Origin of the sequence: Enterobacter sp. BIDMC 30 (genome assembly GCF_000534355.1) — a bacterium.
GTDB lineage: Bacteria > Pseudomonadota > Gammaproteobacteria > Enterobacterales > Enterobacteriaceae > Enterobacter > Enterobacter ludwigii.
Genome location: NZ_KI973169.1, coordinates 4,063,979 through 4,086,193 on the forward strand (window position 1 = coordinate 4,063,979; position 22,215 = coordinate 4,086,193).

Below are 22,215 nucleotides of genomic sequence, written 5' to 3' on the forward strand. Positions count from 1 at the left end.
TGTTCCCGCAGCTGAAGCTTTCTGAAGCAGTAGCAGTTGACACTTTCCCCTAGTAAGGCATAACAAACCATAACAGGCTGACACCTGCCCTGCTTCGCATCAGCCCTTTACGCGTTGGCTGCAGCTGTTGTGCGTGAGCGTTAGGATCCGTTAGGTTGGGTTGACACTTTTCCCTGTTTTTCACGAAAAAGTGTCAAGTTAGAGGAGCTAGGTTTGGCCGGGGGTTTACAGTTTTTCACCTGCCAGCAGACAGAGTGCCTTTAATCCTGTTTCGCTCCAGTCATCCTGGGTGTCGGGATGCATTGCGGCCACATAGGCCAGCTCGGAACGCAGGAAACGCAGACCACCAGCCATGTGATCTTTGCCATAGAAGCTGTGGGTTTCTTCATCCGGCCGGAAGAGAATCAGTTGTTGCTCTTCCGGCTCGTGCTAAACATCAAAACCCAGCTCAGCGGCAGCTGCCTCTATCCGCTGGCCAGCATCCATATCTGCCAGCAGCGCTTTCCCGCCGTCATGCTCCCATACCCATGCGGCGACCTGCGCCCACGTCATTTCAGTCAGGTCTTCGCCAGCACCGGCGGGATTTTGTTTAGTCTGCGATGCTTCGACATCCACTTTATCGCCTGAAATAACGATTTCACCGCGGGCTATCCAGCCGTAAACCTTCTGCCGACTAACCCAGCTTCTCTATACCGGCTACATGATATTTTAAGCGCCAGTATGTGCCGCCATAAGGTTTGATCAAGAAATACAGACCATCACCATCGGACAACTTGTAAGCCTTCTCTTAGTGGCATTAAGTTTCACCTGGAGATACCTACTTAAGACCGAAGTACAAATACCCTTGCACCTACTGACCATTGATTTTCAGGAGATTTTTGTAGACGTGGAGGTACTAAAAGGTTTCAGACCGCAGGATATAAGGGATTTTGGTGAAATTTAGTCGGCCTGAGGAGACGTTAGGATGGTGCCGATAATAGGAGTCGAACCTACGACCTTCGCATTACGAATGCGCTGCTCTACCAACTGAGCTATATCGGCCCTGAAAGGCCGGTTACGAGCGTAACCACGGGGCAAAAGGTTAGATCTAACCGGGTGATGCGTCAATGCCCTTTTGAATCAAACGGCTATTTTTGCATCACCCGTGATTATTTACGCACGAATCGTATCATCACCGAAGCCGATCCACTTGTAAGTGGTCAGTGCTTCCAGGCCCATCGGGCCTCTTGCATGCAGTTTTTGCGTGCTGACAGCAACTTCTGCGCCCAGGCCGAACTGGCCACCGTCGGTGAAGCGGGTTGAGGCATTCACGTATACGGCGGAGGAGTCCACCTCATTCACAAAGCGATCGGCATTGCGCAGGGTGCGCGTCAGAATCGCATCCGAGTGCTGGGTACCATGTTCACGGATGTGAGCAATGGCATCGTCAAGGCTCGCAACCACCTTCACGTTCAAATCCAGCGACAGAAATTCGTCGTCGTACTGTTCCGCTTTGACCGGTACCACCGTCGCCGGGCCGTCTTTCAGCAGTGCCAGCGCGTTGGCATCCGCGTGCAGCGTCACGCCGCTTTCGGCCATCTGTTTGCTCAGAGCAGGCAGGAAGGTATTGGCGATGCCCTGATGCACCAGCAGCGTTTCAACCGTATTACAGGTGCTTGGACGCTGGGTTTTGGCATTGACGATAATCTTGAGCGCCGGTTCAATCTCGGCACTGTCATCAACCACGATATGGCACACGCCGATACCGCCCGTGATCACAGGAATGGTCGACTGCTCACGGCACAGCTTGTGCAGGCCCGCGCCACCGCGTGGGATCAGCATGTCGATGTATTTATCCATGCGCAGCATCTCGTTCACCAGCGCACGGTCCGGGCTCTCGATTGCCTGTACGGCACCTGCCGGCAGGCCGCACTCCTCCAGCGCCTGCTGGATAACGTTTACGGTCGCGGCGTTGGTACGCCAGGTCTCTTTCCCGCCACGCAGAATGGCAGCGTTGCCGGTCTTCAGGCACAGGGAAGCAACATCAACCGTAACGTTGGGACGCGCTTCATAGATCACGCCAATCACGCCCAGCGGCACGCGACGACGCTCAAGGCGCAGCCCGCTGTCGAGCAGCCCACCATCAATGACCTGACCAACCGGATCGGCAAGATTGCAGACCTGGCGGACATCGTCAGCGATGCCTTTCAGACGTGCCGGGGTCAGCGCCAGGCGGTCGAGCATTGCTTCGCTCAGGCCATTGCGACGCGCTTCCATCAGATCCTGCTCGTTGGCGAGCAGAATCTCCTGCGACTGCGATTCCAGATAATCAGCGATTTTTTCCAGCACGCGGTTTTTCTCGCGGCTGGAAAGGAGCGCCAGTTTGTAAGAGGCGGCCTTCGCGGCTGCGCCCATTTGTTCCAGCATTTTCTGGCTCCTTAACGAATAATCATGTCATCACGATGCACGGCAACCGGACCATATTCATAACCCAGAATGGCGTCTATCTGCTGTGAATGGTGACCCGCAATACGGCGCAGGGCATCGCTGTTGTAGCGGCTTACGCCGTGGGCGATGTCACGACCTTCAAGATTACGGATACGGATCACTTCACCACGTGAGAAGTTGCCTGTCACGCTTTTAATTCCTTTAGGAAGTAATGAGCTCCCTCTTTCCAGAATTGCGGCGGTCGCCCCTTCATCAACGGTGAGTTCGCCTGCCGGCGGTGCGCCAAAGATCCAGCGTTTGCGGTTCTCCAGCGGGGAGGCCTGCGCGTGGAAGCGGGTTCCCACGGAGATGCCTTCCATCACGTCGCCAATCACGCCAGGACGGCTGCCCGCGGCAATGATGGTGTCGATACCGGCACGGCATGCCACGTCGGCAGCCTGCAGCTTGGTCCCCATCCCGCCGGTCCCGAGGCCTGAAACGCTGTCACCTGCGATGGCGCGTAGCGCATCGTCGATACCGTGTACATCGGTAATCAGTTCAGCATCCGGATTTGAACGCGGGTCGGCGGTGAAGAGCCCCTGCTGGTCTGTCAGGAGCAGTAATTTATCAGCGCCTGCCAGAATCGCGGCCAGTGCCGAGAGGTTATCGTTATCACCCACTTTGATTTCAGCGGTGGCAACGGCATCGTTTTCGTTAATGACGGGAACGATGTTGTTATCCAGCAGCGCACGCAGAGTATCGCGCGCGTTCAGGAAACGCTCCCGGTCTTCCATATCCGCACGCGTCAGCAGCATCTGCCCGACGTGGATGCCATAGATAGAAAACAGCTGTTCCCAGAGTTGAATGAGTCGGCTTTGTCCCACGGCGGCCAGCAGCTGTTTAGAGGCGATCGTCGCGGGGAGTTCGGGGTAACCCAGGTGTTCACGCCCGGCGGCAATCGCCCCGGAGGTCACAATTACAATACGATGCCCTGCGGCATGCAACTGAGCGCACTGACGTACAAGCTCAACAATGTGGGCGCGATTAAGGCGGCGCGATCCGCCTGTTAAAACACTGGTACCGAGTTTTACCACCAGCGTCTGGCTGTCACTCATGATTCTCTGCCGTTCAACGATAAGGGAAAATGATGTCAAACGAACGTTTTAACAGGTGTCAGCCCCGTTGCCAACTGCCTTAGCACATCGCGAAACACTTTGTTGCGCGGGATCAGGAAGCGTAGCGGCAAAATTTGACAGTTTTATTACCGAAATAATAAATCACAGTTTTTTAAAATTATTCTTAATTTGTCATAAAAGTTTCATTGCGTAACGTTAAAACCCTTTCTGTTTTTTCACGGGACTTAAGCATGAGCTTATCGTCCAGCGAATTTTTTTAGCGCGTTTATAAGACAGGATCGAAAATGAAAAAGAGCACACTGGCATTAGTGGTAATGGGCGTTGTGGCTTCCGCATCTGTACACGCAGCCGAAGTTTATAATAAAAACGGTAATAAACTGGACGTATACGGCAAAGTTAAAGCAATGCACTACATCAGCGATGATGACACTAAAGATGGTGACCAGACTTACGTCCGTTTCGGTTTTAAAGGCGAAACACAGATTAACGATCAGCTGACGGGCTATGGCCGTTGGGAAGCTGAATTTGCCGGTAACAAAGCAGAAAGCGACTCTACACAGAAAACGCGTCTGGCGTTTGCTGGTCTGAAACTGAAAGACATTGGCTCTCTGGATTACGGTCGTAACCTGGGCGCACTGTACGACGTTGAAGCCTGGACCGATATGTTCCCTGAGTTCGGTGGTGACTCTTCAGCCCAGACTGATAACTTCATGACCAAACGTGCGAGCGGTCTTGCCACCTACCGTAACACCGACTTCTTCGGTGCGGTTGATGGCCTGGATATGACCCTGCAGTATCAGGGCAAAAACGAAAACCGCGACGTCAAAAAACAGAACGGTGACGGTTTCGGTACCTCTCTGACCTATGACTTCGGTGGCAGCGACTTCGCCGTCAGCGGTGCCTACACCAACTCTGACCGTACTAACGCACAAAACCTGCTGACGCGCGGTGAAGGTAAAAAAGCGGAAGCATGGGCAACCGGTCTGAAATATGACGCTAACGATATTTATCTGGCAGCGATGTACTCTGAAACCCGCAATATGACCCCAATTTCGGGTGGTTTTGCGAATAAGGCTCAGAACTTTGAAGTTGTTGCACAATACCAGTTCGATTTCGGTCTGCGTCCGTCCCTGGGTTATGTCCAGTCTAAAGGCAAGGATATCGAAGGTGTGGGTGACGAAGATCTGGTGAAATACATCGACGTGGGCGCGACCTATTATTTCAACAAAAATATGTCCGCGTTTGTTGATTATAAAATCAACCAGATTGATGACGACAATAAACTGGGCGTGAGCAGTGATGACATCGTTGCTCTGGGTATGACCTACCAGTTCTGATATTGTTGAAATAAAAAATCCCGGCGCAGATGCCGGGATTTTTTTTGCCTGGAGGGGGTCGGGTTTACTGCCCTCACCCCATCCCTCGCGAAGAGAGAAATATCGCGATTACGCCGTCAGCTTAACCGCTTCGCTGGAAAAGTTATCCGCGGGTTCAAGCTTCAGATCCAGGGTGGCCAGCAGTGCTCTTGCCTTTTCGAGGTACTCTTTCAAAGTATGCTCCAGGCGGTCGATCACTTCCTGGTCTTTGATAGGGGCTGTTTGCCAGTAGCCGTCTTTATTAAACAGGCCGAACTGGTAGCTATACGTAAAACGTTTTTCTTCCGCTTCCATTTCCATCCACCAGCCCCAGAATTCACGTTTTTCGGGTGCAGGCTTCACGTTGACGCATACAGCCAGGCAGTCGAAAAAAAAGCGATTTTCTTCACACTGCTCTTCTCGAATATACGGGCCGAGAGCCATAAACTTCTTGATCAGTCTACTTTTCGGGTGTCCACTCGGTAACGTCATTGCGATCTCCTTTTGTGAAGCCACTGTTTTACCAAACCAGCAAAATTTAGCAATCTATTAACACAATCTCTGCGCGATCCAGCGTGTGATCTCTCTCAATGCTTTGTCAAAATTCTGGTACACCGGGCTGAACGGTACCTCAAGCAATTTGCCATCCGCAGATGACGAAGTGATTAAGCGTGACTCCTCTTCGGGACTGAAGGGATCGTTTTTCCAGTACCCTGACATCATCGGCGTAGGGCAACGCCGTCCCAGCAACCCCTGCGTTTTTAGCGAGTAACGATTGAGTTCAACGCGCAGCGCTTCGTCTGATGCATCATGCATGCCAAGGCGACTGGCCAGCACATCAAGGTACATTTCCGGCACGCGGCCCTGCCGGGTCGGATCGCTGAGCAGAGCGTGCACCACCGGACCGAGACAGGCGACGGCCTTCAGGCGTGAAGCTTCAAGGTAAGCCAGACGCACGGCGACGTTGGCGCCAAAGCGGAAGCCAAATGCAGCAACACGCGTGTGGTCAACCCATGGAATGTTTTCCAGCGCTTTTAGCGCATGCTGGTGCAGAAGACTCGAGTCCTGAGTCAGTTTCCATTTGGATGAAAAGCCAATTGAGGGCATATCCAGCGTCAGCATCGCGATCCCTTTTGGTGCGAAGTAACGCTCATACAGGCTGTAATAGTCGATTTGCAGTGAATCCAGCCCGCCGCACATCAGAACGGTCGGGAACGGGCCTTCGCCTTCTGGCATATGCAGGAACCCGGTGACGGGCGCGCCACCCGGGATGGTAAACTCCAGCTCGCGCATCCGGCCCGGCAAGCGTTGAGCGGCCTCTTCGTAGGCGCGATTCGCCAGCGCCTGAGCCTGCTCGGCCAGCTCATCACCTTTCAAATGCGGGTATGCGGCAATAGCATAGAGGTTGGCCGCATGCAGCCAGTGTTTGCCGCTGAGCGTGGCATCCTCTTCCTGGCTGGCTTTTTGCTGCCAGAGCATCGCCTGTTTAGACCATTCGTAGATCCAGTTTCCCCCGCGATAACCCACGACCGTATCGTAGAGTTCACTGTCGGTGCGCTCAGCTTCGCTCATCACGATACGCGCCTGCACATCAAGGATTTCACGGGGATCAATACCGCGCCAGATCCACATCAGACGGTTAATCATGCGGTACCAGTGGGGCACGTTTTTACCGTCTAATGCAGACTGGACGGCAGGCATGGTTCCCGGATTAAACCGGCGTACCAGCGTCGACGTTTCAGGATGTTTGAAACGGGGTTTGAAGAGAGTCTCGGTGAGATTCGCCTGCGTCATTACGTTGCCTCCATGAATACGTCATATAGAGACCATTGTAACGCGCGTCAGACTAAAAAAAACAACGCCCGGTATCACCGGGCGTTAAATAAATGCGTAAGAGAATTAACGACCAGAGATTGGCGGTACGAATACCACGCCCATATCCCATGGCTGTTCAATCCAGGTATCCTGAGGGATATCAATCACGTAATCGTCAACCAGCGGACGGCCTGCTGGCTTCGCGAAGATGGTGACGAAGTGGGCTTTTGGATACATTTCGCGGATAGCCACCGCGGTACCGCCGGTATCAACCAGGTCGTCGATAACGATGAAGCCTTCACCGTCGCCTTCCGCACGTTTCAGCACGGTCAGCTCACGCTGGTTGTCATGGTCATAGCTGGAGATGCATACGGTATCGACATGACGAATACCCAGCTCACGTGCCAGCAGCGCCCCCGGTACCAGACCGCCACGGCTGACGGCAATAATGCCTTTCCACTGTTCGGAAGGCATCAGACGCGCAGCCAGTTTGCGTGCGTGAATCTGCAACATGTCCCAGGTGACGACGTATTTTTCGCTCATGTGAAGTGTCCCAGCCTGTTTGTATACGGCTTAAAAAGTGTTCGAGGGGGAAATAGGTTGCGCGAGATTATAGAGATCTGACGCACTAAAAACCAGTGTTTAGCGCCCGGAGCCTGAGTTTTTACATGCTTTATGCTACCAGCCACCGGAGAAAGTGGTATTCTCAGTTGCATCTCGCAAGCCTGTCTTGTGGTAACTATTAACCTGCTAACCCTGTGACCTGCAACTCGCTTTGCAGGGCATCGACAAGGAGACTTATCGTGTCTGAACTGTCTCAATTATCTCCACAGCCACTGTGGGATATTTTTGCCAAAATCTGTTCCATTCCCCACCCTTCCTACCATGAAGAACAGCTTGCCGAACATATTATGGGCTGGGCGAAGGAAAAAGGTCTGCATGCTGAACGCGACCAGGTTGGCAACATTCTGATCCGCAAACCGGCGACCGCAGGCATGGAAAACCGTAAACCGGTTGTGCTGCAGGCGCACCTGGACATGGTTCCACAGAAAAACAACGACACCGTTCACGACTTCACCAAAGACCCTATCCAGCCTTACATCGATGGCGACTGGGTGAAAGCGCGCGGCACGACCCTTGGTGCAGATAACGGCATTGGCATGGCGTCTGCTCTGGCGGTCCTGGCGGACGACAGCGTTGAACACGGCCCGCTGGAAGTGCTGCTGACCATGACGGAAGAAGCAGGCATGGACGGCGCGTTCGGTCTGCAGGCGAACTGGCTGCAGGCGGACATTCTGATCAACACCGACTCTGAAGAAGAGGGTGAGATCTACATGGGCTGCGCCGGCGGGATTGATTTCATCACGACCCTGCCACTGTCCCGCGAAGCGATCCCTGCTGGTTTCCAGACCTTCAAGCTGACGCTGAAAGGGCTGAAAGGCGGCCACTCCGGTGGTGATATTCACCTGGGTCTGGGCAACGCCAACAAACTGCTGGCACGCTTCCTGGCTGGCCACGCGGCTGAGCTGGATCTGCGTCTGGTGGATTTCAACGGCGGCACACTGCGCAATGCCATTCCGCGTGAAGCCTTCACGACCGTGGCAGTACCCGCTGCAAAAGCTGACGAGCTGAAAAAGCTTTCCAGCGTGTATCTGGATATCCTGAAAAACGAACTGTCAGCGAAAGAGAAGAACCTGACCGTGGTGCTGGAGTCCGTGACTACCGACAAAGCGGCGCTGACCTCCCCGTCTCGTGACGCCTTCGTTCAGCTGCTGAACGCGACGCCAAACGGCGTGATTCGTAACTCAGACGTCGCGAAAGGCGTGGTTGAAACCTCCCTGAACGTGGGCGTGGTCACTATGAGCGATGACAGCGCGGAGATCATCTGCCTGATCCGTTCGCTTATCGACAGCGGTAAAGAGTATGTGGTGAGCATGCTGGAGTCTCTAGGTAAACTGGCGGGTGCGCACACCTCCGCAAAAGGTAGCTACCCAGGCTGGCAGCCGGATGCCAGTTCGCCGGTGATGGCGCTGGTGCGTGAAACTTACCAGCGTCTGTTCAACAGTACCCCGAACATTCAGGTGATCCACGCCGGTCTGGAGTGTGGTCTGTTCAAGAAACCGTATCCGAACATGGACATGGTGTCTATCGGGCCAACCATTACCGGTCCGCACTCGCCAGATGAGCAGGTTCATATTGAAAGCGTGGGTCATTACTGGACTCTGCTGACTGAACTGCTGAAAGCGATCCCTGCTAAGTAATTCGCCGTATGATGCCCGGTAGCACGTTGCCTGCCGGGCTGACAAATCCGCCTGCTATAACCCCAATACCAGCTGCCGCTCCAGTTGCGGGTCCAGCAGCGTCACGTGTAACCCCACCAGCCTCACTCCCCGCCCTGCCCGCCGCTCTTCCCAGGCTTTTCTCGCAGTGGCGATAAGATCGTCTTTATTCAGTCGCGGCCAGACATGCTCCTGCGTCGTCTGCTGGAAATCATTAAACTTCAGCTTAACGCCCTGACGGGCAATCAGCAGATCGGGTTTTACTTTCGCTAACCGCCGCTCCAGTTCGGGATAAAGTTGGTCAGTGATAATGACTTCACACTCGGACCAGTCATGGATGTCTTCCATCAGCGTGCGTTCAACCCCGACCGATTTACGCAGCCGCTCACTGCTCACGCTGCGCTCATCAATTCCCTGACTGCGCTCCCACAGCACGCGACCAAACTTACCGAAACGCTTGAGCAGCATGGCCAGATCGCTTCGCTGTACATCTTCACAGGTCCGTAATCCCATACTTTCCAGCTTTGCAGCAGACACTTTCCCCACGCCGGGGATTTTGCCGAGCGGCAGCGTTTTTAAAAACGCCGGAACCTCTTCCGGAGTGATGACGTACTGACCATCGGGTTTATTCAAATCAGACGCTATTTTGGCGAGAAATTTCACCGGTGCGACGCCCGCGGAAGCGGTCAGATTGAGCTCGTTGAAGATAGTCCGGCGGATCTCCTGCGCCATTAACGTTGCGGAGCCGTGGCAGTGCAGGCTGTCAGTGACATCCAGGTAGGCTTCGTCCAGCGACAAAGGTTCAATCAGCGAGGTATAGCGAGAGAAGATCTCGCGGATATGCAGGGAGGCTTCTTTGTAGGCGTCAAATCGGCCGGGCAACAGCGTGAGATGAGGGCACAGCTTTAGCGCCATGGCAGTTGGCATAGCGCTGCGCACGCCAAATTTGCGCGCAGGGTAGTTGGCGGTGCTGATCACACCGCGCTGGACACGGCTACCGCCAATCGCAATAGGTATATCCCGCAGCGCCGGATTGTCACGCATCTCCACTGCGGCAAAAAAGCAGTCCATATCAACATGGATTATTTTGCGCATAGTAAGCCCTCACTCATCACTGGATAAGTATACAGTAAAGAAATGAGGATTGAGAAGTGTGTTTCCCCTCTCCTCCAGGAAGAGGGAAAACACCGGACTCACTACAGGATCCGCCGGGCCTCGCGCGCCATGCGTTTTTTACGGGCATCGCAGGGTTCGGGGCAGTCGCACACTTTTTCCATCCCGATCGCGGAGATACCACCACAGCTGCCCTGAATGCTTTTACGCTTTATGATCCAGCCCAGAGACATGCCGAGTACAACAAGCAAAAAAACCGCGAAAGTTGCCAGAAACGTCAGCATCATCACCCCCCGAAGTCATCCAGCAGGATGTTCTCATCTTCCACACCCAGATCTTTTAGCATCTTAATGACTGCAGCGTTCATCACTGGCGGCCCACACATGTAAAATTCGCAATCCTCTGGCGCAGGATGCTGCTTGAGGTAGTTTTCATAAAGTACGTTGTGGATGAACCCCGTGTGGCCGGTCCAGTTATCTTCCGGTTGCGGATCGGAGAGGGCCACATGGAAGGTGAAGTTTGGGTTTTCACGCGCCAGTTGCTCAAACTCATCATCATAGAACATCTCTCGCAGCGAGCGTGCCCCGTACCAGAAGCTGATTTTGCGCTTGCTTCCGAGGCGCTTGAGCTGGTCAAAAATGTGCGAACGCATCGGTGCCATGCCCGCTCCACCACCGATAAAGACCATTTCAGCCTCGGTCTCTTTAGCAAAGAACTCGCCAAACGGACCGGAGATGGTCACCTTATCTCCCGGTTTCAGGGACCAGATATACGACGACATGACGCCCGGGGGTGCATCAGGCACATTCGGCGGCGGCGTGGCGATACGCACGTTGAGCATAATGATGCCCTTCTCGTCCGGGTAGTTGGCCATTGAGTAGGCGCGAAGCGTCGGTTCTTTAACGTCAGACACAAAACGGAAAAGATTGAATTTGTCCCAGTCGGCACGGTACTCATCCGGAACGTCGAAGTCCGCATACGCCACGGTGTGCTCCGGGCACTCAATCTGGATGTATCCCCCGGCCCGGAACGGAACATCTTCCCCTTCCGGCACGCGCAGCTTCAGCTCTTTAATGAAAGTCGCTTTGTTATCGTTAGAGATAACTTCACACTCCCATTTTTTGACCCCGAAGATCTCTTCCGGCAGCTCAATTTTCATGTCCTGGCGCACCGCGACCTGGCAGGCCAGACGGCAGCCCTCTTTTGCCTCACGCTTCGTGATATGCGCCAGCTCAGTGGGCAGAATATCCCCGCCGCCCTCTTTCACCGTGACGCGGCACTGACCGCAGGAGCCACCGCCACCGCAGGCTGAGGAGACAAAGATCCCGTTGCCGGAGAGCGTATTGAGCAGTTTATCCCCCGCCGGCGTGCGGATCTGGTTTTGCGGCTCACCGTTGATATCAATCACCACGTCGCCGGAATTCACCAGCTTCGCGCGTGCCGCCAGAATCAGCCCTGACAACACCAGTACAATCAGCGTGAACATCACCACGCCAAGAATAATTTCCATCTGTTAGCCCTTATAGCTGCACACCGGAGAAGGACATAAAGCCCAGCGCCATCAACCCGGTGGTGATAAAGGTGATCCCTAAGCCACGTAAACCCGCAGGCACATTGGCATATTTCATTTTTTCGCGGATCCCCGCCATGGTGACGATAGCCAGCATCCAGCCGATGCCGGAGCCGAAACCATACACAACGGATTCACTGAAGTTGTAATCACGCTGAACCATAAACGAGACGCCACCAAAGATGGCGCAGTTCACCGCGATCAACGGCAGAAAAATCCCCAGCGCGTTGTATAGCGATGGGAAATACCTGTCGAGGATCATCTCCAGGATTTGCACCAGCGCCGCAATCACACCGATAAAGGTGATGAAGTTCAGGAAGCTGAGATCGACACCGTCTACCAGCGCACCGTCGCGCAGCACAAAGTTGTACACCAGGTTGTTAATCGGTACAGATAAGCCGAGCACCACCGTGACCGCGACACCCAGACCAAATGCCGTCGATACCTTTTTGGAAACGGCAAGAAACGTACACATGCCCAGGAAAAACGCGAGTGCCATGTTTTCAACAAACACCGCGCGCACAAATAAACTCAGATAATGAGCCATCGTCGGTTACTCCTTTTCCTGCTGTTCTGGCTTCAGGGTACGAATCAGCCAGATCAGCAAACCGATAATGAAAAATGCGCTTGGGGCCAGCAGGAAGAGTCCGTTTGGCAGATACCAGCCGCCGTTTTGTACCGTGTCCAGCACCGTGACGCCAAACAGCTTACCGCTGCCAATCAACTCGCGCAGGAACCCAACGGTCAGCAGGATAACGCCGTAACCGAGACCGTTACCGATCCCGTCCATAAAGCTCGCCAGCGGAGGCATTTTCATCGCATAAGCTTCGGCACGCCCCATCACGATGCAGTTGGTGATAATCAGACCGACAAACACCGAGAGCTGTTTTGACGTTTCATACGCGAAAGCGCGCAATAGCTGATCGACCACGATCACCAGCGACGCGATGATCGCCATCTGCACAATGATCCTCACGCTATTCGGGATGTGGTGGCGGATCATGGAGATAAACATGCTGGAAAATGCCGTCACCAGCGTGACCGCGACGGTCATGACCAGCGCGGTTTCCAGTTTTGTCGTGACCGCCAGCGCCGAACAGACTCCCAGCACCTGTAAGGTAATAGGGTTATTCGCCAGCAGCGGACCGATGAGCACCTTTTTGACTTCTTTCAGTTCACCCGTATCAGCCATTGTTCAGCGCTCCTTCACGTACGTTTTTCAGGAAAGGACCAAAGCCCAGCTCGCCCATCCAGAAATCAAAACTGTGCTGCACCCCTTTTGACGTGAGCGTTGCCCCGGAAAGCCCATCTACGGCATATTCGTCACCCGGACGCGCAGCCCCTTTCATCACCTTCAGGGCAGGCAGGCCGTTATCGTCGAGCACTTTCTTGCCGACAAACTGCGCGCGCCAGTTAGGGTTTTCAACCTCACCGCCGAGCCCCGGCGTTTCGCCCTGGTCATAATAAGTAATCCCTTTCACCGTGCGACCATCCGTATCGAGTGCCACAAAGGCGTACATCATCGACCACAGCCCGTTGCCGTATATCGGCAGCACGACCTCCTGCACCCGCTTCTGCTCATCGCGCACTAGGTAAATTTCGGCGAGGTTACTGCGACGCTTGATGCCAGCGGGATCTTGCGATGCCTCCAGCGTCAGGCTCATCTCAGGGTCTTTCAACGCCAGTGCCTGGTTAAATTTCGTCGGGTCTTTATCCAGCAACTGGCCGGTTTTTAAATCCACCAGACGCGCCGAAATGCGCTCCGCGAAGAGTTCAGCCACGTCGTCTGTACTCATCCCTTCCTGCATTAACCCGGCCACAGCCAGGATGTTGCGTTGTTTATCCAGCGCGCGCTGCTCCTGTTGCCGTGGTTTTAATCCCACGGCAGAGCCAGCCACGACAATGGAACAGACCAGGCAAAGGACCAGCACCACCAGCAGCGTTTTGCCAATGCTGTCGTTATTCTTGCTTTCAGCCACGCGCTTTCCTCCGCTTAATGTTGGCGCGCACGACCAGATAGTCGAAGAGCGGCGCAAACAGATTGGCAAACAGAATGGCCAACATCATCCCTTCCGGATAAGCCGGGTTGACCACACGAATCAGGACACACATCGCACCAATGAGCACGCCATAGCTCCATTTACCTTTGTCGGTAAAGGACGCAGAGACAGGATCGGTGGCCATGAACATCATGCCGAAAGCGAACCCACCCAGCACCAGATGCCAGTACCAGGGCATGGAGAACATCGGGTTGGTGGCGGAACCGATGAAATTAAACATCGTGGCTGTTAACACCATGCCAATCATTACCCCTGCGACAATGCGCCACGACGCGACGCGTCCGAAGAGAATAATGGCGCCACCGAGTAAAATCATCAGCGTGGAAACTTCTCCAACAGAGCCGGGAATGTTGCCAATAAAGGCATCCAGCCAGGTTACGGGTTGACCCGTGGCGTTGTTAACCAGCGTTTCGCCCCCGTGCGCGGCCCACTGTGAAAGCGGCGTCGCACCCGAGAACCCATCCGCGGCCGTCCACACCAGGTCGCCCGAGATTTGCGCCGGATACGCAAAGAACAGGAAAGCTCGCCCGGCCAGCGCCGGGTTGAGGAAGTTGCGCCCGGTGCCACCGAAGATCTCCTTGGCAATCACCACGCCAAAACTGATCCCCAGTGCCGCCTGCCAGAGCGGCAGCGTCGGTGGAACAATCAGAGCAAACAGAATCGACGTCACGAAGAAGCCTTCGTTGATCTCATGTTTGCGAATGATGGCGAACAGCACTTCCCAGAAGCCCCCCACGATAAACACCGTGATGTAGATTGGCAGGAAGAATACGGCTCCCAGCGTCATCATGCTTATCCAGCCGGCATCGGCTGCAAAGCTGACGCCCAACGTCTGGGCCAGGCGGTAGTGCCAGTCCGACTGGATAACCTGAGCCAGTTGTGGAGCATCATATAAATGATGCAGCGCCGGAATGGTCTGCAGGCCAACGTTGTACATACCCCAGAACATGGCCGGGAAGACCGCAAACCAGACCAGAATCATCATTCGTTTGAGGTCGATAGCATCGCGGACGTGTGCCGCCCCTTTTGTGACCAGCCCCGGCGTGTAGAAAATGGTCGCCGTTGCTTCATACAGCGGGTAGTACTTCCTGAGCTTCCCGTGCGTAAAGTGCGGCTCTATTTTTTCAAAGAGGTGTTTTAAGCCCATCAGTTATCCTTCCTGCTCAATGCGGGTTAACACCTCGCGCAATACCGGTCCATATTCGTATTTTCCCGGACAGACATAGGTACAGAGCGCCAGATCTTCTTCGTCAAGCTCGAGGCACCCCAGCGCCTGGGCACTGTCGGTGTCGCCGGCCAGCAGATCGCGCAGCAGCAGAGTTGGCAGAATATCCAGCGGCATAACGCGCTCGTAGTTGCCAATCGGAACCATGGCGCGCTCTCCGCCGTGGGTGCTGGTCGAGAAATTAAAGAGTTTGCGACGCAGGAAGTGCCCAAGGGTGGTGCGGGTCACGGAATACTTCTCAGCGCCCGGCAGAACCCAGCCGAACAGCTCTTTCTCGCGACCTTCCAGAACCACACTGACCTGCAGGTGGAAGCGCCCAAGATACGCCTGCGCGCCAGCCGCATGACGGCCACTGAGCACCGAGCCAGAAATCAGGCGGTTTTCACCCTCTTTCGTTTCACCGGCAAGCAGTTCATTAATGTCCGCACCCAGCAGCGTTTTCACCAGGCGTGGATTTGCTGCCTGTGGCCCGCCGAGGGCGATCACCCGTTCAGAGCACAGTTCACCGGTGGTAAAGAGCTTACCAATGGCAATCACGTCCTGATAATTCAGATGCCAGACCTGTTTCGTCAGGCTCACCGGCTCCAGGAAGTGGATATGCGTTCCAACTAACCCCGCCGGGTGCGGGCCTGCAAACGTATTAAACGTAACTTGCCCCTGCGGATGGCCCCCGAGTTTGCCGCCGCCCGCCTGACAGACGTGGACCTTCCCCGAGGTCAGACGGGTTAACACGGTTAGCCCGGCATCAAACGCGTTACGCTGTGCCAGAATAATGGGCTCCGGGTCCGCGCTGAGCGGGTTGGTATCAATGGCGGTGACGAAAATAGCGGCCGGAAGCGTATCCGGAACAGGCGATTTGCTGAAAGGTCGCGTGCGAAACGCCGTCCACAAGCCGGACGCCAGCAGTTGTGCCTGAACGGCTTCCCGGCTCAGGGCGGCGAGGTCTGCTGCGTCGAAACGGGAAAACTCACGTTGTTCGTCGCCTTCAATACGGATAACCACCGACTGCAGGACGCGACGTTCACCGCGATTGATTGCCACCACGGTACCGCTCGCGGGGGCCGTAAACATAACGCCAGGATTTTTTTTGTCCTCGAAGAGCGCCTGTCCTTTAATGACGCGATCGCCTTCCTGCACCAGCATTGAGGGACGCATTCCCAGGTAGTCATCGCCCAAAATGGCGACATGGCGGACACTTGCGCCAGGCGAAACGTGCGGCTCGGGCACGCCTGCAATCGGCAGATCAAGTCCTTTTCTGATTTTAAACATGTGGTTAGCAAGCTTCCATGAACTTCAATCCAGAGGGGGCGAAGTGTACCATTTTCGCTGTTTTTCGGGCACCAAAACCTCGGTTGCAGGCGCTAAAGTGCGAGGTATTACGCAAAGTTCCTGGAGCCAACGCGATTTTGATGGTTTATAAAGTAAAACTAATTTGTAAACTCACCGTCCGGCTCTTGCGAAAATCTATGGCGGTGCTAATGTGAGCGCACCTAACAGAATAATCTGATTTCGGGTCTCTTTTGCCGTCCTGGCAATTTGGTCTTAGTTTTATCAAGGAACTAGTAGTATGCGTAAAATCGCATTGTTCATTGCGATGCTCCTGATTCCGTGCGTATCGTTTGCCGGGCTGCTCAGCAGCAATAGCTCAACCACGCCGGTCAGCAAAGAATATAAACAGCAGTTAATGGGATCACCGGTTTATATTCAAATCTTCAAGGAAGAACGCACACTCGATCTGTTTGTAAAAATGGGCGAGACATATCAGCTGCTTGATAGTTACAAGATTTGTAACTACTCCGGTGGTCTGGGGCCAAAACAGCGTCAGGGCGATTTCAAAAGTCCGGAAGGGTTTTACAACGTTCAGCGTAGCCAGCTAAAACCTGACAGCCGCTTCTATAAAGCCATTAACATTGGCTTCCCGAACGCCTATGACCGTGCCCACGGTTATGAAGGCAAATACCTGATGATCCACGGTGCATGCGTGTCTATCGGCTGTTATGCGATGACCGATACCGGCATTGATGAGATTTTCCAGTTTGTCACCGGCGCATTGGTCTTTGGTCAGCCGAACGTTCAGGTCAGCATCTACCCGTTCCGCATGACCGATGCCAACATGGCACGTCACAAGTACTCCTACTACGCGGATTTCTGGAAACAGCTGAAACCGGGTTACGACTACTTTGAGCAGACGCACAAGCCGCCGGTTGTCTCGGTTGTCGATGGCCGCTATGTGGTCAGCAAGCCGCTGAGCCACGAAGTCGTCCAGCCGCAGCTGGCATCAAACTACTCGGTCCCCGAGACAAAATAAGACCCACTCGCCTGGCATAATCTTTTGCCAGGTTTCGTTGCCCGTCAGCGGCTGGGTCGCGATCACTGTGACCACATCATTCGGTGTGGTCTCTCGTTGAAAATCAATTTCCACATCCTGATCGAGCAGCTTGGCGACGCCAAACGGCGCGCGGCGCGTGATCCAGAACAGATTGGTCGAACAGAACGCCATCACATAACGCCCGTCAGACAGCAGCATGTTGAACACGCCCTTCTCACGCAGTTCTGATGCCAGCGACGCAATGTATTTGAAGACGGCGGTCATGTTGCCGGGCGTGCGTGGATAACGCTGCGTCAGCTTGTGCAGCAGCCAGCAAAACGCTTTTTCGCTGTCGGTCTCACCGACCGGACGGAAATTGCCCGTCTCCAGCGACTTGTAGCCGGAGAGCTGGCCATTGTGCGCGTAGGTCCAGTGACGGCCCCACAGCTCGCGGGTGAACGGGTGGGTATTTTCCAGCGCCACTTCCCCGCGGTTTGCCTGACGGATGTGGGCAATCACCGAGCGGGACTTAATGGGATAGTCCTGCACCAGTCTGGCAATCGGGGAATTAAAGCTGGGCTGGGGATCTTTGAATGTGCGACATCCTTTGCCTTCGTAGAAGGTAATGCCCCAGCCGTCTTTATGCGGCCCGGTGCCCCCGCCGCGCTGAACGAGCCCGGTGAAGCTAAAGCAGATATCGGTTGGCACATTGGCGCTCATCCCGAGCAATTCGCACATACATCACCTCCACAACAGCGGGGGCAATCATGCCCCCAGCGAAGTCTTACTTAACCATCTCTTTTTCGATCAGCTGGATCAGGATGTGGATCACTTTGATGTGAATTTCCTGAATACGGTCAGCATAACCGAAGTGTGGAACACGGATTTCGATATCCGCCGTACCGTCCATCTTACCGCCATCTTTACCGGTCAGGGTGATGACTTTCATCCCTTTTTCACGCGCTGCGGCAATCGCTTTGATCACGTTAGCCGAGTTTCCGGACGTCGAAATACCCAGCAGCACGTCACCTTCACGGCCCACGGCTTCGACGTAGCGAGAGAAGATATAGTCATAACCAAAATCGTTACTGACGCAGGAAATGTGGCTCACATCGGAAATCGCAATCGCCGGGTAGCCCGGACGGTTTTCACGATAACGCCCGGTCAGCTCTTCTGCAAAGTGCATCGCATCACAGTGGGAACCACCGTTACCACAGGAGAGCACTTTACCGCCGGCCTTGAAACTGTCGGCCAGCAGGACCGCTGCGCGCTGAATAGCGTGAATATTGGCATCATCTTTCAGAAAGTTAGCCAGCGTTTCCGCCGCTTCGTTCAGTTCGTTACGAATAAGATCCTGGTACATGAGGATAATCCTTCAGTATTGATGAAATAACACAGTGGAGTGTACCGGATAGCGGGAAAAGCGAGAAGCTAAAGCCATGCGAATCGTCTGGCGTTTTGCGTTTTCGTGCCGGCTTAAACCTGAACAATGTGAACCAGGTTGTAATTATTTTGTAAACACATTGCTAAAGGAAATAACATCAACTACAACCATATCATCACAAGTGGTCAGACCTCCTACAAGCAAGGGAGCTTTTCTTTATGATGATTTTGAGCATTCTCGCAACCGTTGTTCTGCTCGGTGTGCTGTTCTATCACCGGGTGAGTTTATTCCTGAGCAGTCTGATTCTGCTGGCCTGGACGGCTGCGCTTGGCGTCGCTGGCCTGTGGAATATCTGGCTTTTAGTCCCGCTGGCCATCATTCTTCTGCCGTTTAACTTTACGCCGATGCGTAAATCGATGATCTCCGCGCCGGTGTTCAAAGGCTTCCGCAAAGTGATGCCGCCCATGTCGCGTACGGAGAAAGAAGCGATTGATGCCGGTACCACCTGGTGGGAAGGCGACCTGTTCCAGGGCAACCCGGACTGGAAAAAGCTGCACAACTATCCGCAACCGCGTCTGACCGCTGAAGAACAGGCCTTTATTGATGGTCCGGTGGAAGAAGCGTGCCGCATGGCAAATGACTTCGCGATTACCCATGAAATGGCGGACCTGCCGCCAGAACTGTGGGCGTATCTGAAAGAACACCGCTTCTTCGCGATGATCATTAAGAAAGAGTACGGCGGTCTGGAGTTCTCCGCTTACGCTCAGGCACGCGTCCTGCAAAAACTGGCAGGCGTTTCCGGGATCCTGGCGATCACCGTTGGCGTGCCGAACTCGTTAGGCCCGGGTGAACTGCTGCAACACTACGGTACCGAAGAGCAGAAAGATCACTACCTGCCGCGTCTGGCACGCGGCCAGGAAATTCCATGCTTCGCGCTGACCAGCCCGGAAGCGGGTTCCGATGCGGGTGCGATCCCGGATACCGGCGTCGTCTGCATGGGTGAATGGCAGGGCCAACAGGTGCTGGGTATGCGCCTGACCTGGAACAAACGTTATATTACGCTCGCCCCTATCGCGACCGTGCTGGGCCTGGCCTTTAAGCTCTCCGATCCGGAAAAACTGCTGGGCGGTGAAGAAGATCTGGGCATTACCTGTGCGCTGATCCCAACCTCCACCCCAGGCGTTGAAATTGGTCGTCGCCACTTCCCGCTGAACGTACCGTTCCAGAACGGCCCAACCCGCGGCAAGGATATCTTTGTACCGATTGACTACATCATCGGTGGTCCGAAAATGGCCGGTCAGGGCTGGCGCATGCTGGTGGAATGTCTGTCGGTTGGCCGCGGTATTACCCTGCCGTCGAACTCGACCGGTGGTTTGAAATCTGTCGCGATGGGGATTGGTGCATACGCCCATATCCGCCGTCAGTTCAAAATCTCTATCGGCAAGATGGAAGGGATCGAAGAGCCGCTGGCACGTATCGCAGGCAACGCCTACGTGATGGATGCTGCCGCCTCCCTGATTACCTACGGCATTATGCTGGGCGAAAAACCGGCCGTGCTGTCAGCTATCGTGAAGTATCACTGTACCCACCGCGCACAGCAGTCAATCATTGATGCAATGGATATCGCGGGCGGTAAAGGCATTATGCTCGGCGAGGGCAACTTCCTGGCGCGCGGCTACCAGGGCGCACCGATTGCCATCACCGTTGAAGGGGCAAACATCCTGACCCGCAGCATGATGATCTTCGGCCAGGGGGCAATCCGTTGCCATCCTTATGTGCTGGAAGAGATGGCCGCCGCGCAGAATAACGACGTGGATGCCTTCGACAAACTGCTGTTCAAACATATTGGTCACGTGGGCAGTAATAAGGTACGCAGCTTCTGGCTGGGTCTGACGCGCGGTCTTACCAGCGCCACGCCAACCGGTGATGCGACCAAGCGTTATTACCAGCATCTTAACCGCCTGAGCGCCAACCTCGCTCTGCTGTCAGATGTTTCTATGGCGGTGCTGGGCGGTAGCCTGAAGCGTCGCGAGCGTATCTCTGCCCGTCTGGGTGATGTGCTGAGCCAAATCTTCCTCGCCTCTGCGGTCCTGAAACGCTACGACGATGAAGGCCGTCAGGAAGCCGATCTGCCGCTGGTTCACTGGGGTGTTCAGGATGCGATGTATCAGGCGGAACAGGCCATTGACGATCTGCTGGCGAACTTCCCGAACCGCTTTGTTGCAGGTGCCCTTCGCGTGGTGATCTTCCCGACCGGTCGTCATCATCTGGCGCCGTCTGACAAACTGGATCACAAAGTGGCGAAGATCCTGCAGGTACCGAGCGCAACCCGTTCCCGTATCGGCCGCGGTCAGTATCTGGCTCCCACGCCGCATAACCCGGTTGGTCTGCTGGAAGAAGCGCTGCTGGACGTGATGGCTGCCGATCCCATCCACCAGAAGATCTGCAAACAGCTGGGCAAAAACCTGCCGTTCACCCGCCTGGATGAACTGGCGAAACAGGCCCTGACGGGCGGGATCATCAACAATGATGAAGCCGCTCTGCTGGTGAAAGCCGAAGAGAGCCGTCTGCGCAGCATTAACGTGGATGATTTCGACCCGGATGAGCTGGCGACACAGCCGGTAAAGCTGCCGGAGAAGGTCCGCAAACCTGAAGCTGCATAACGCGTTTCGCTTCTACAAACCCCGCCACGCGCGGGGTTTTTTATTGCCACATTTTCTCTTTATGTCGTGCTACAGTGTCAAAAAGTGGTCGTTTGAGGAGTCTGAATTGTGCCTGGTCTGAAGATTTCGATTTTGCAGCAACCTTTAGTGTGGATGGACGGCCCTGCCAACCTGCGCCACTTTGATCGTCAACTGGAAGGCATTACCGGGCGTGATGTGATTGTCCTGCCGGAGATGTTCACTACCGGCTTCGCCATGGAAGCGGCGCAACAGTCAATGCCACAGCAAGAGGTGGTCGCCTGGATGCACGCCAAAGCGCAGCAAACCAATGCGCTGATTGCCGGCAGCGCTGCGCTGCAAACCGAACGCGGGCCGGTCAACCGCTTCCTGCTGGTCGAGCCGGAAGGGAAAGTGCATTTCTATGATAAACGCCATCTGTTCCGCATGGCAGATGAACATCATCACTATGAAGCGGGTGATGCGCGCGTGGTGTTCGAATGGCGCGGCTGGCGTATTCTGCCGCTGGTTTGCTACGACCTGCGCTTCCCGGTGTGGTCACGCAACCGCAACGATTACGACCTGGCGCTGTATGTTGCCAACTGGCCTGCCCCGCGATCCCTGCACTGGCAGTCGCTGCTGGTCGCACGCGCCATTGAAAACCAGGCGTATGTGGTCGGCTGTAACCGCGTGGGGACCGATGGCAACGGGCATCATTATCGGGGGGATAGCCGGGTGGTGAACCCGCAGGGTGAAATTATTGCCACCGCCGAGCCGCATCAGGCAACGCGCATTGATGCTGAGTTGTCACTGACGGCCCTGAAGGAATATCGCGAGAAGTTTCCGGCCTGGCAGGATGCGGATCCGTTTAGCATTGGATAACGGTTTCCCCTCCCTCTCACAG

At 54.8% G+C, this 22,215-nt stretch carries 22 protein-coding genes and 1 tRNA gene; 5 read left to right on the top strand and 18 right to left on the bottom strand.

Translation table 11 applies throughout. The features are described from left to right. Positions 1-225: 225 nt before the first annotated feature. The 5 genes from L466_RS24050 to proB all read right to left on the bottom strand — a co-directional run bounded on the left by L466_RS24050 (position 226) and on the right by proB (position 3,521). Positions 226-354: a hypothetical protein gene (locus tag L466_RS24050; protein WP_255320672.1), complete on the bottom strand. Its 129-nt coding sequence runs from the start codon at positions 352-354 to the stop codon at positions 226-228. A gap of 75 nt (positions 355-429) precedes the next feature. Continuing rightward, the gene (locus L466_RS24055) at positions 430-615 is read right to left on the bottom strand and encodes a hypothetical protein (RefSeq protein WP_236900296.1); all 186 of its coding nucleotides are present in this window, start codon (positions 613-615) and stop codon (positions 430-432) included. 350 nt (positions 616-965) lie between these two features. Then, positions 966-1,041, bottom strand: a tRNA-Thr gene (locus L466_RS03295). A 111-nt stretch (positions 1,042-1,152) separates the two neighbouring features. Continuing rightward, positions 1,153-2,406, bottom strand: a complete 1,254-nt coding sequence (gene proA, locus L466_RS03290) for a glutamate-5-semialdehyde dehydrogenase (RefSeq protein ID WP_032681609.1) — start codon at positions 2,404-2,406, stop codon at positions 1,153-1,155. A gap of 11 nt (positions 2,407-2,417) precedes the next feature. Continuing rightward, entirely contained in the window at positions 2,418-3,521 is a 1,104-nt protein-coding gene (gene proB / locus L466_RS03285; protein WP_020882782.1) for a glutamate 5-kinase, read from the bottom strand. A gap of 305 nt (positions 3,522-3,826) precedes the next feature. On the opposite strand from proB, the gene phoE reads away from it, so the two are divergent. After that, positions 3,827-4,879 (top strand): phosphoporin PhoE, encoded by a 1,053-nt coding sequence (gene phoE / locus L466_RS03280; protein WP_014168769.1) that lies wholly within the window; start codon positions 3,827-3,829, stop codon positions 4,877-4,879. Positions 4,880-4,987: 108 nt separating this feature from the next. On the opposite strand, the gene crl is transcribed toward phoE, so the two are convergent. From crl to gpt, 3 genes are all read right to left on the bottom strand, one after another. Beyond that, on the bottom strand, positions 4,988-5,389 hold the full coding sequence (gene crl / locus L466_RS03275) for a sigma factor-binding protein Crl (protein WP_020882784.1): 402 nt from the start codon (positions 5,387-5,389) through the stop codon (positions 4,988-4,990). A gap of 57 nt (positions 5,390-5,446) precedes the next feature. Further along, positions 5,447-6,691 (bottom strand): esterase FrsA, encoded by a 1,245-nt coding sequence (gene frsA / locus L466_RS03270; RefSeq protein WP_014168767.1) that lies wholly within the window; start codon positions 6,689-6,691, stop codon positions 5,447-5,449. Positions 6,692-6,796: 105 nt separating this feature from the next. After that, complete coding sequence (gene gpt, locus L466_RS03265; protein ID WP_010427903.1) at positions 6,797-7,255, bottom strand: xanthine phosphoribosyltransferase; 459 nt, start codon at positions 7,253-7,255, stop codon at positions 6,797-6,799. Between the two features lie 260 nt (positions 7,256-7,515). Between gpt and pepD the strand changes: the two genes are divergently transcribed. After that, complete coding sequence (gene pepD, locus L466_RS03260; RefSeq protein WP_032677472.1) at positions 7,516-8,973, top strand: cytosol nonspecific dipeptidase; 1,458 nt, start codon at positions 7,516-7,518, stop codon at positions 8,971-8,973. A 54-nt stretch (positions 8,974-9,027) separates the two neighbouring features. Here pepD and dinB read toward each other — a convergent pair whose 3' ends face one another. The 8 genes from dinB to L466_RS03220 all read right to left on the bottom strand — a co-directional run bounded on the left by dinB (position 9,028) and on the right by L466_RS03220 (position 16,228). Then, complete coding sequence (gene dinB / locus L466_RS03255) at positions 9,028-10,086, bottom strand: DNA polymerase IV (RefSeq protein WP_032681611.1); 1,059 nt, start codon at positions 10,084-10,086, stop codon at positions 9,028-9,030. 101 nt (positions 10,087-10,187) lie between these two features. Beyond that, positions 10,188-10,391, bottom strand: a complete 204-nt coding sequence (gene nqrM / locus L466_RS03250; RefSeq protein WP_032681612.1) for a (Na+)-NQR maturation NqrM — start codon at positions 10,389-10,391, stop codon at positions 10,188-10,190. Continuing rightward, a complete protein-coding gene (gene nqrF / locus L466_RS03245) occupies positions 10,391-11,614 on the bottom strand; it encodes an NADH:ubiquinone reductase (Na(+)-transporting) subunit F (RefSeq protein ID WP_032681613.1) in 1,224 nt (407 codons plus the stop codon). Before nqrF ends, nqrM begins: the two co-directional genes overlap by 1 nt. A 10-nt stretch (positions 11,615-11,624) precedes the next feature. Beyond that, positions 11,625-12,221, bottom strand: coding sequence for an NADH:ubiquinone reductase (Na(+)-transporting) subunit E (gene nqrE / locus L466_RS03240; RefSeq protein WP_014168762.1), 597 nt, complete (start codon positions 12,219-12,221; stop codon positions 11,625-11,627). A 6-nt stretch (positions 12,222-12,227) separates the two neighbouring features. Beyond that, positions 12,228-12,866 carry an NADH:ubiquinone reductase (Na(+)-transporting) subunit D gene (locus L466_RS03235; RefSeq protein ID WP_025205100.1) on the bottom strand — a complete coding sequence of 213 codons (639 nt, stop codon included), beginning with the start codon at positions 12,864-12,866 and terminating at the stop codon, positions 12,228-12,230. Next, entirely contained in the window at positions 12,859-13,653 is a 795-nt protein-coding gene (locus L466_RS03230; RefSeq protein WP_020882789.1) for a Na(+)-translocating NADH-quinone reductase subunit C, read from the bottom strand. Before L466_RS03230 ends, L466_RS03235 begins: the two co-directional genes overlap by 8 nt. Beyond that, positions 13,646-14,881, bottom strand: a complete 1,236-nt coding sequence (locus L466_RS03225) for an NADH:ubiquinone reductase (Na(+)-transporting) subunit B (protein WP_020882790.1) — start codon at positions 14,879-14,881, stop codon at positions 13,646-13,648. The genes L466_RS03230 and L466_RS03225 overlap by 8 nt, the downstream gene beginning before the upstream one ends. A gap of 3 nt (positions 14,882-14,884) precedes the next feature. Then, entirely contained in the window at positions 14,885-16,228 is a 1,344-nt protein-coding gene (locus L466_RS03220) for a Na(+)-translocating NADH-quinone reductase subunit A (protein ID WP_032681615.1), read from the bottom strand. 298 nt (positions 16,229-16,526) lie between these two features. On the opposite strand from L466_RS03220, the gene dpaA reads away from it, so the two are divergent. Then, positions 16,527-17,267 carry a peptidoglycan meso-diaminopimelic acid protein amidase gene (gene dpaA, locus L466_RS03215; RefSeq protein ID WP_014168757.1) on the top strand — a complete coding sequence of 247 codons (741 nt, stop codon included), beginning with the start codon at positions 16,527-16,529 and terminating at the stop codon, positions 17,265-17,267. On the opposite strand, the gene L466_RS03210 is transcribed toward dpaA, so the two are convergent. After that, on the bottom strand, positions 17,238-18,005 hold the full coding sequence (locus L466_RS03210) for a class II glutamine amidotransferase (protein ID WP_014168756.1): 768 nt from the start codon (positions 18,003-18,005) through the stop codon (positions 17,238-17,240). The genes dpaA and L466_RS03210 overlap by 30 nt on opposite strands. Positions 18,006-18,051: 46 nt before the next feature. Further along, positions 18,052-18,630 carry a D-sedoheptulose 7-phosphate isomerase gene (gene lpcA / locus L466_RS03205; protein WP_014168755.1) on the bottom strand — a complete coding sequence of 193 codons (579 nt, stop codon included), beginning with the start codon at positions 18,628-18,630 and terminating at the stop codon, positions 18,052-18,054. Between the two features lie 239 nt (positions 18,631-18,869). On the opposite strand from lpcA, the gene fadE reads away from it, so the two are divergent. Both fadE and L466_RS03195 read left to right on the top strand, forming a co-directional pair. After that, positions 18,870-21,314 carry an acyl-CoA dehydrogenase FadE gene (gene fadE / locus L466_RS03200; RefSeq protein WP_014168754.1) on the top strand — a complete coding sequence of 815 codons (2,445 nt, stop codon included), beginning with the start codon at positions 18,870-18,872 and terminating at the stop codon, positions 21,312-21,314. Positions 21,315-21,422: 108 nt separating this feature from the next. Continuing rightward, positions 21,423-22,193: an amidohydrolase gene (locus tag L466_RS03195; protein WP_014168753.1), complete on the top strand. Its 771-nt coding sequence runs from the start codon at positions 21,423-21,425 to the stop codon at positions 22,191-22,193. Positions 22,194-22,215 lie beyond the last annotated feature (22 nt).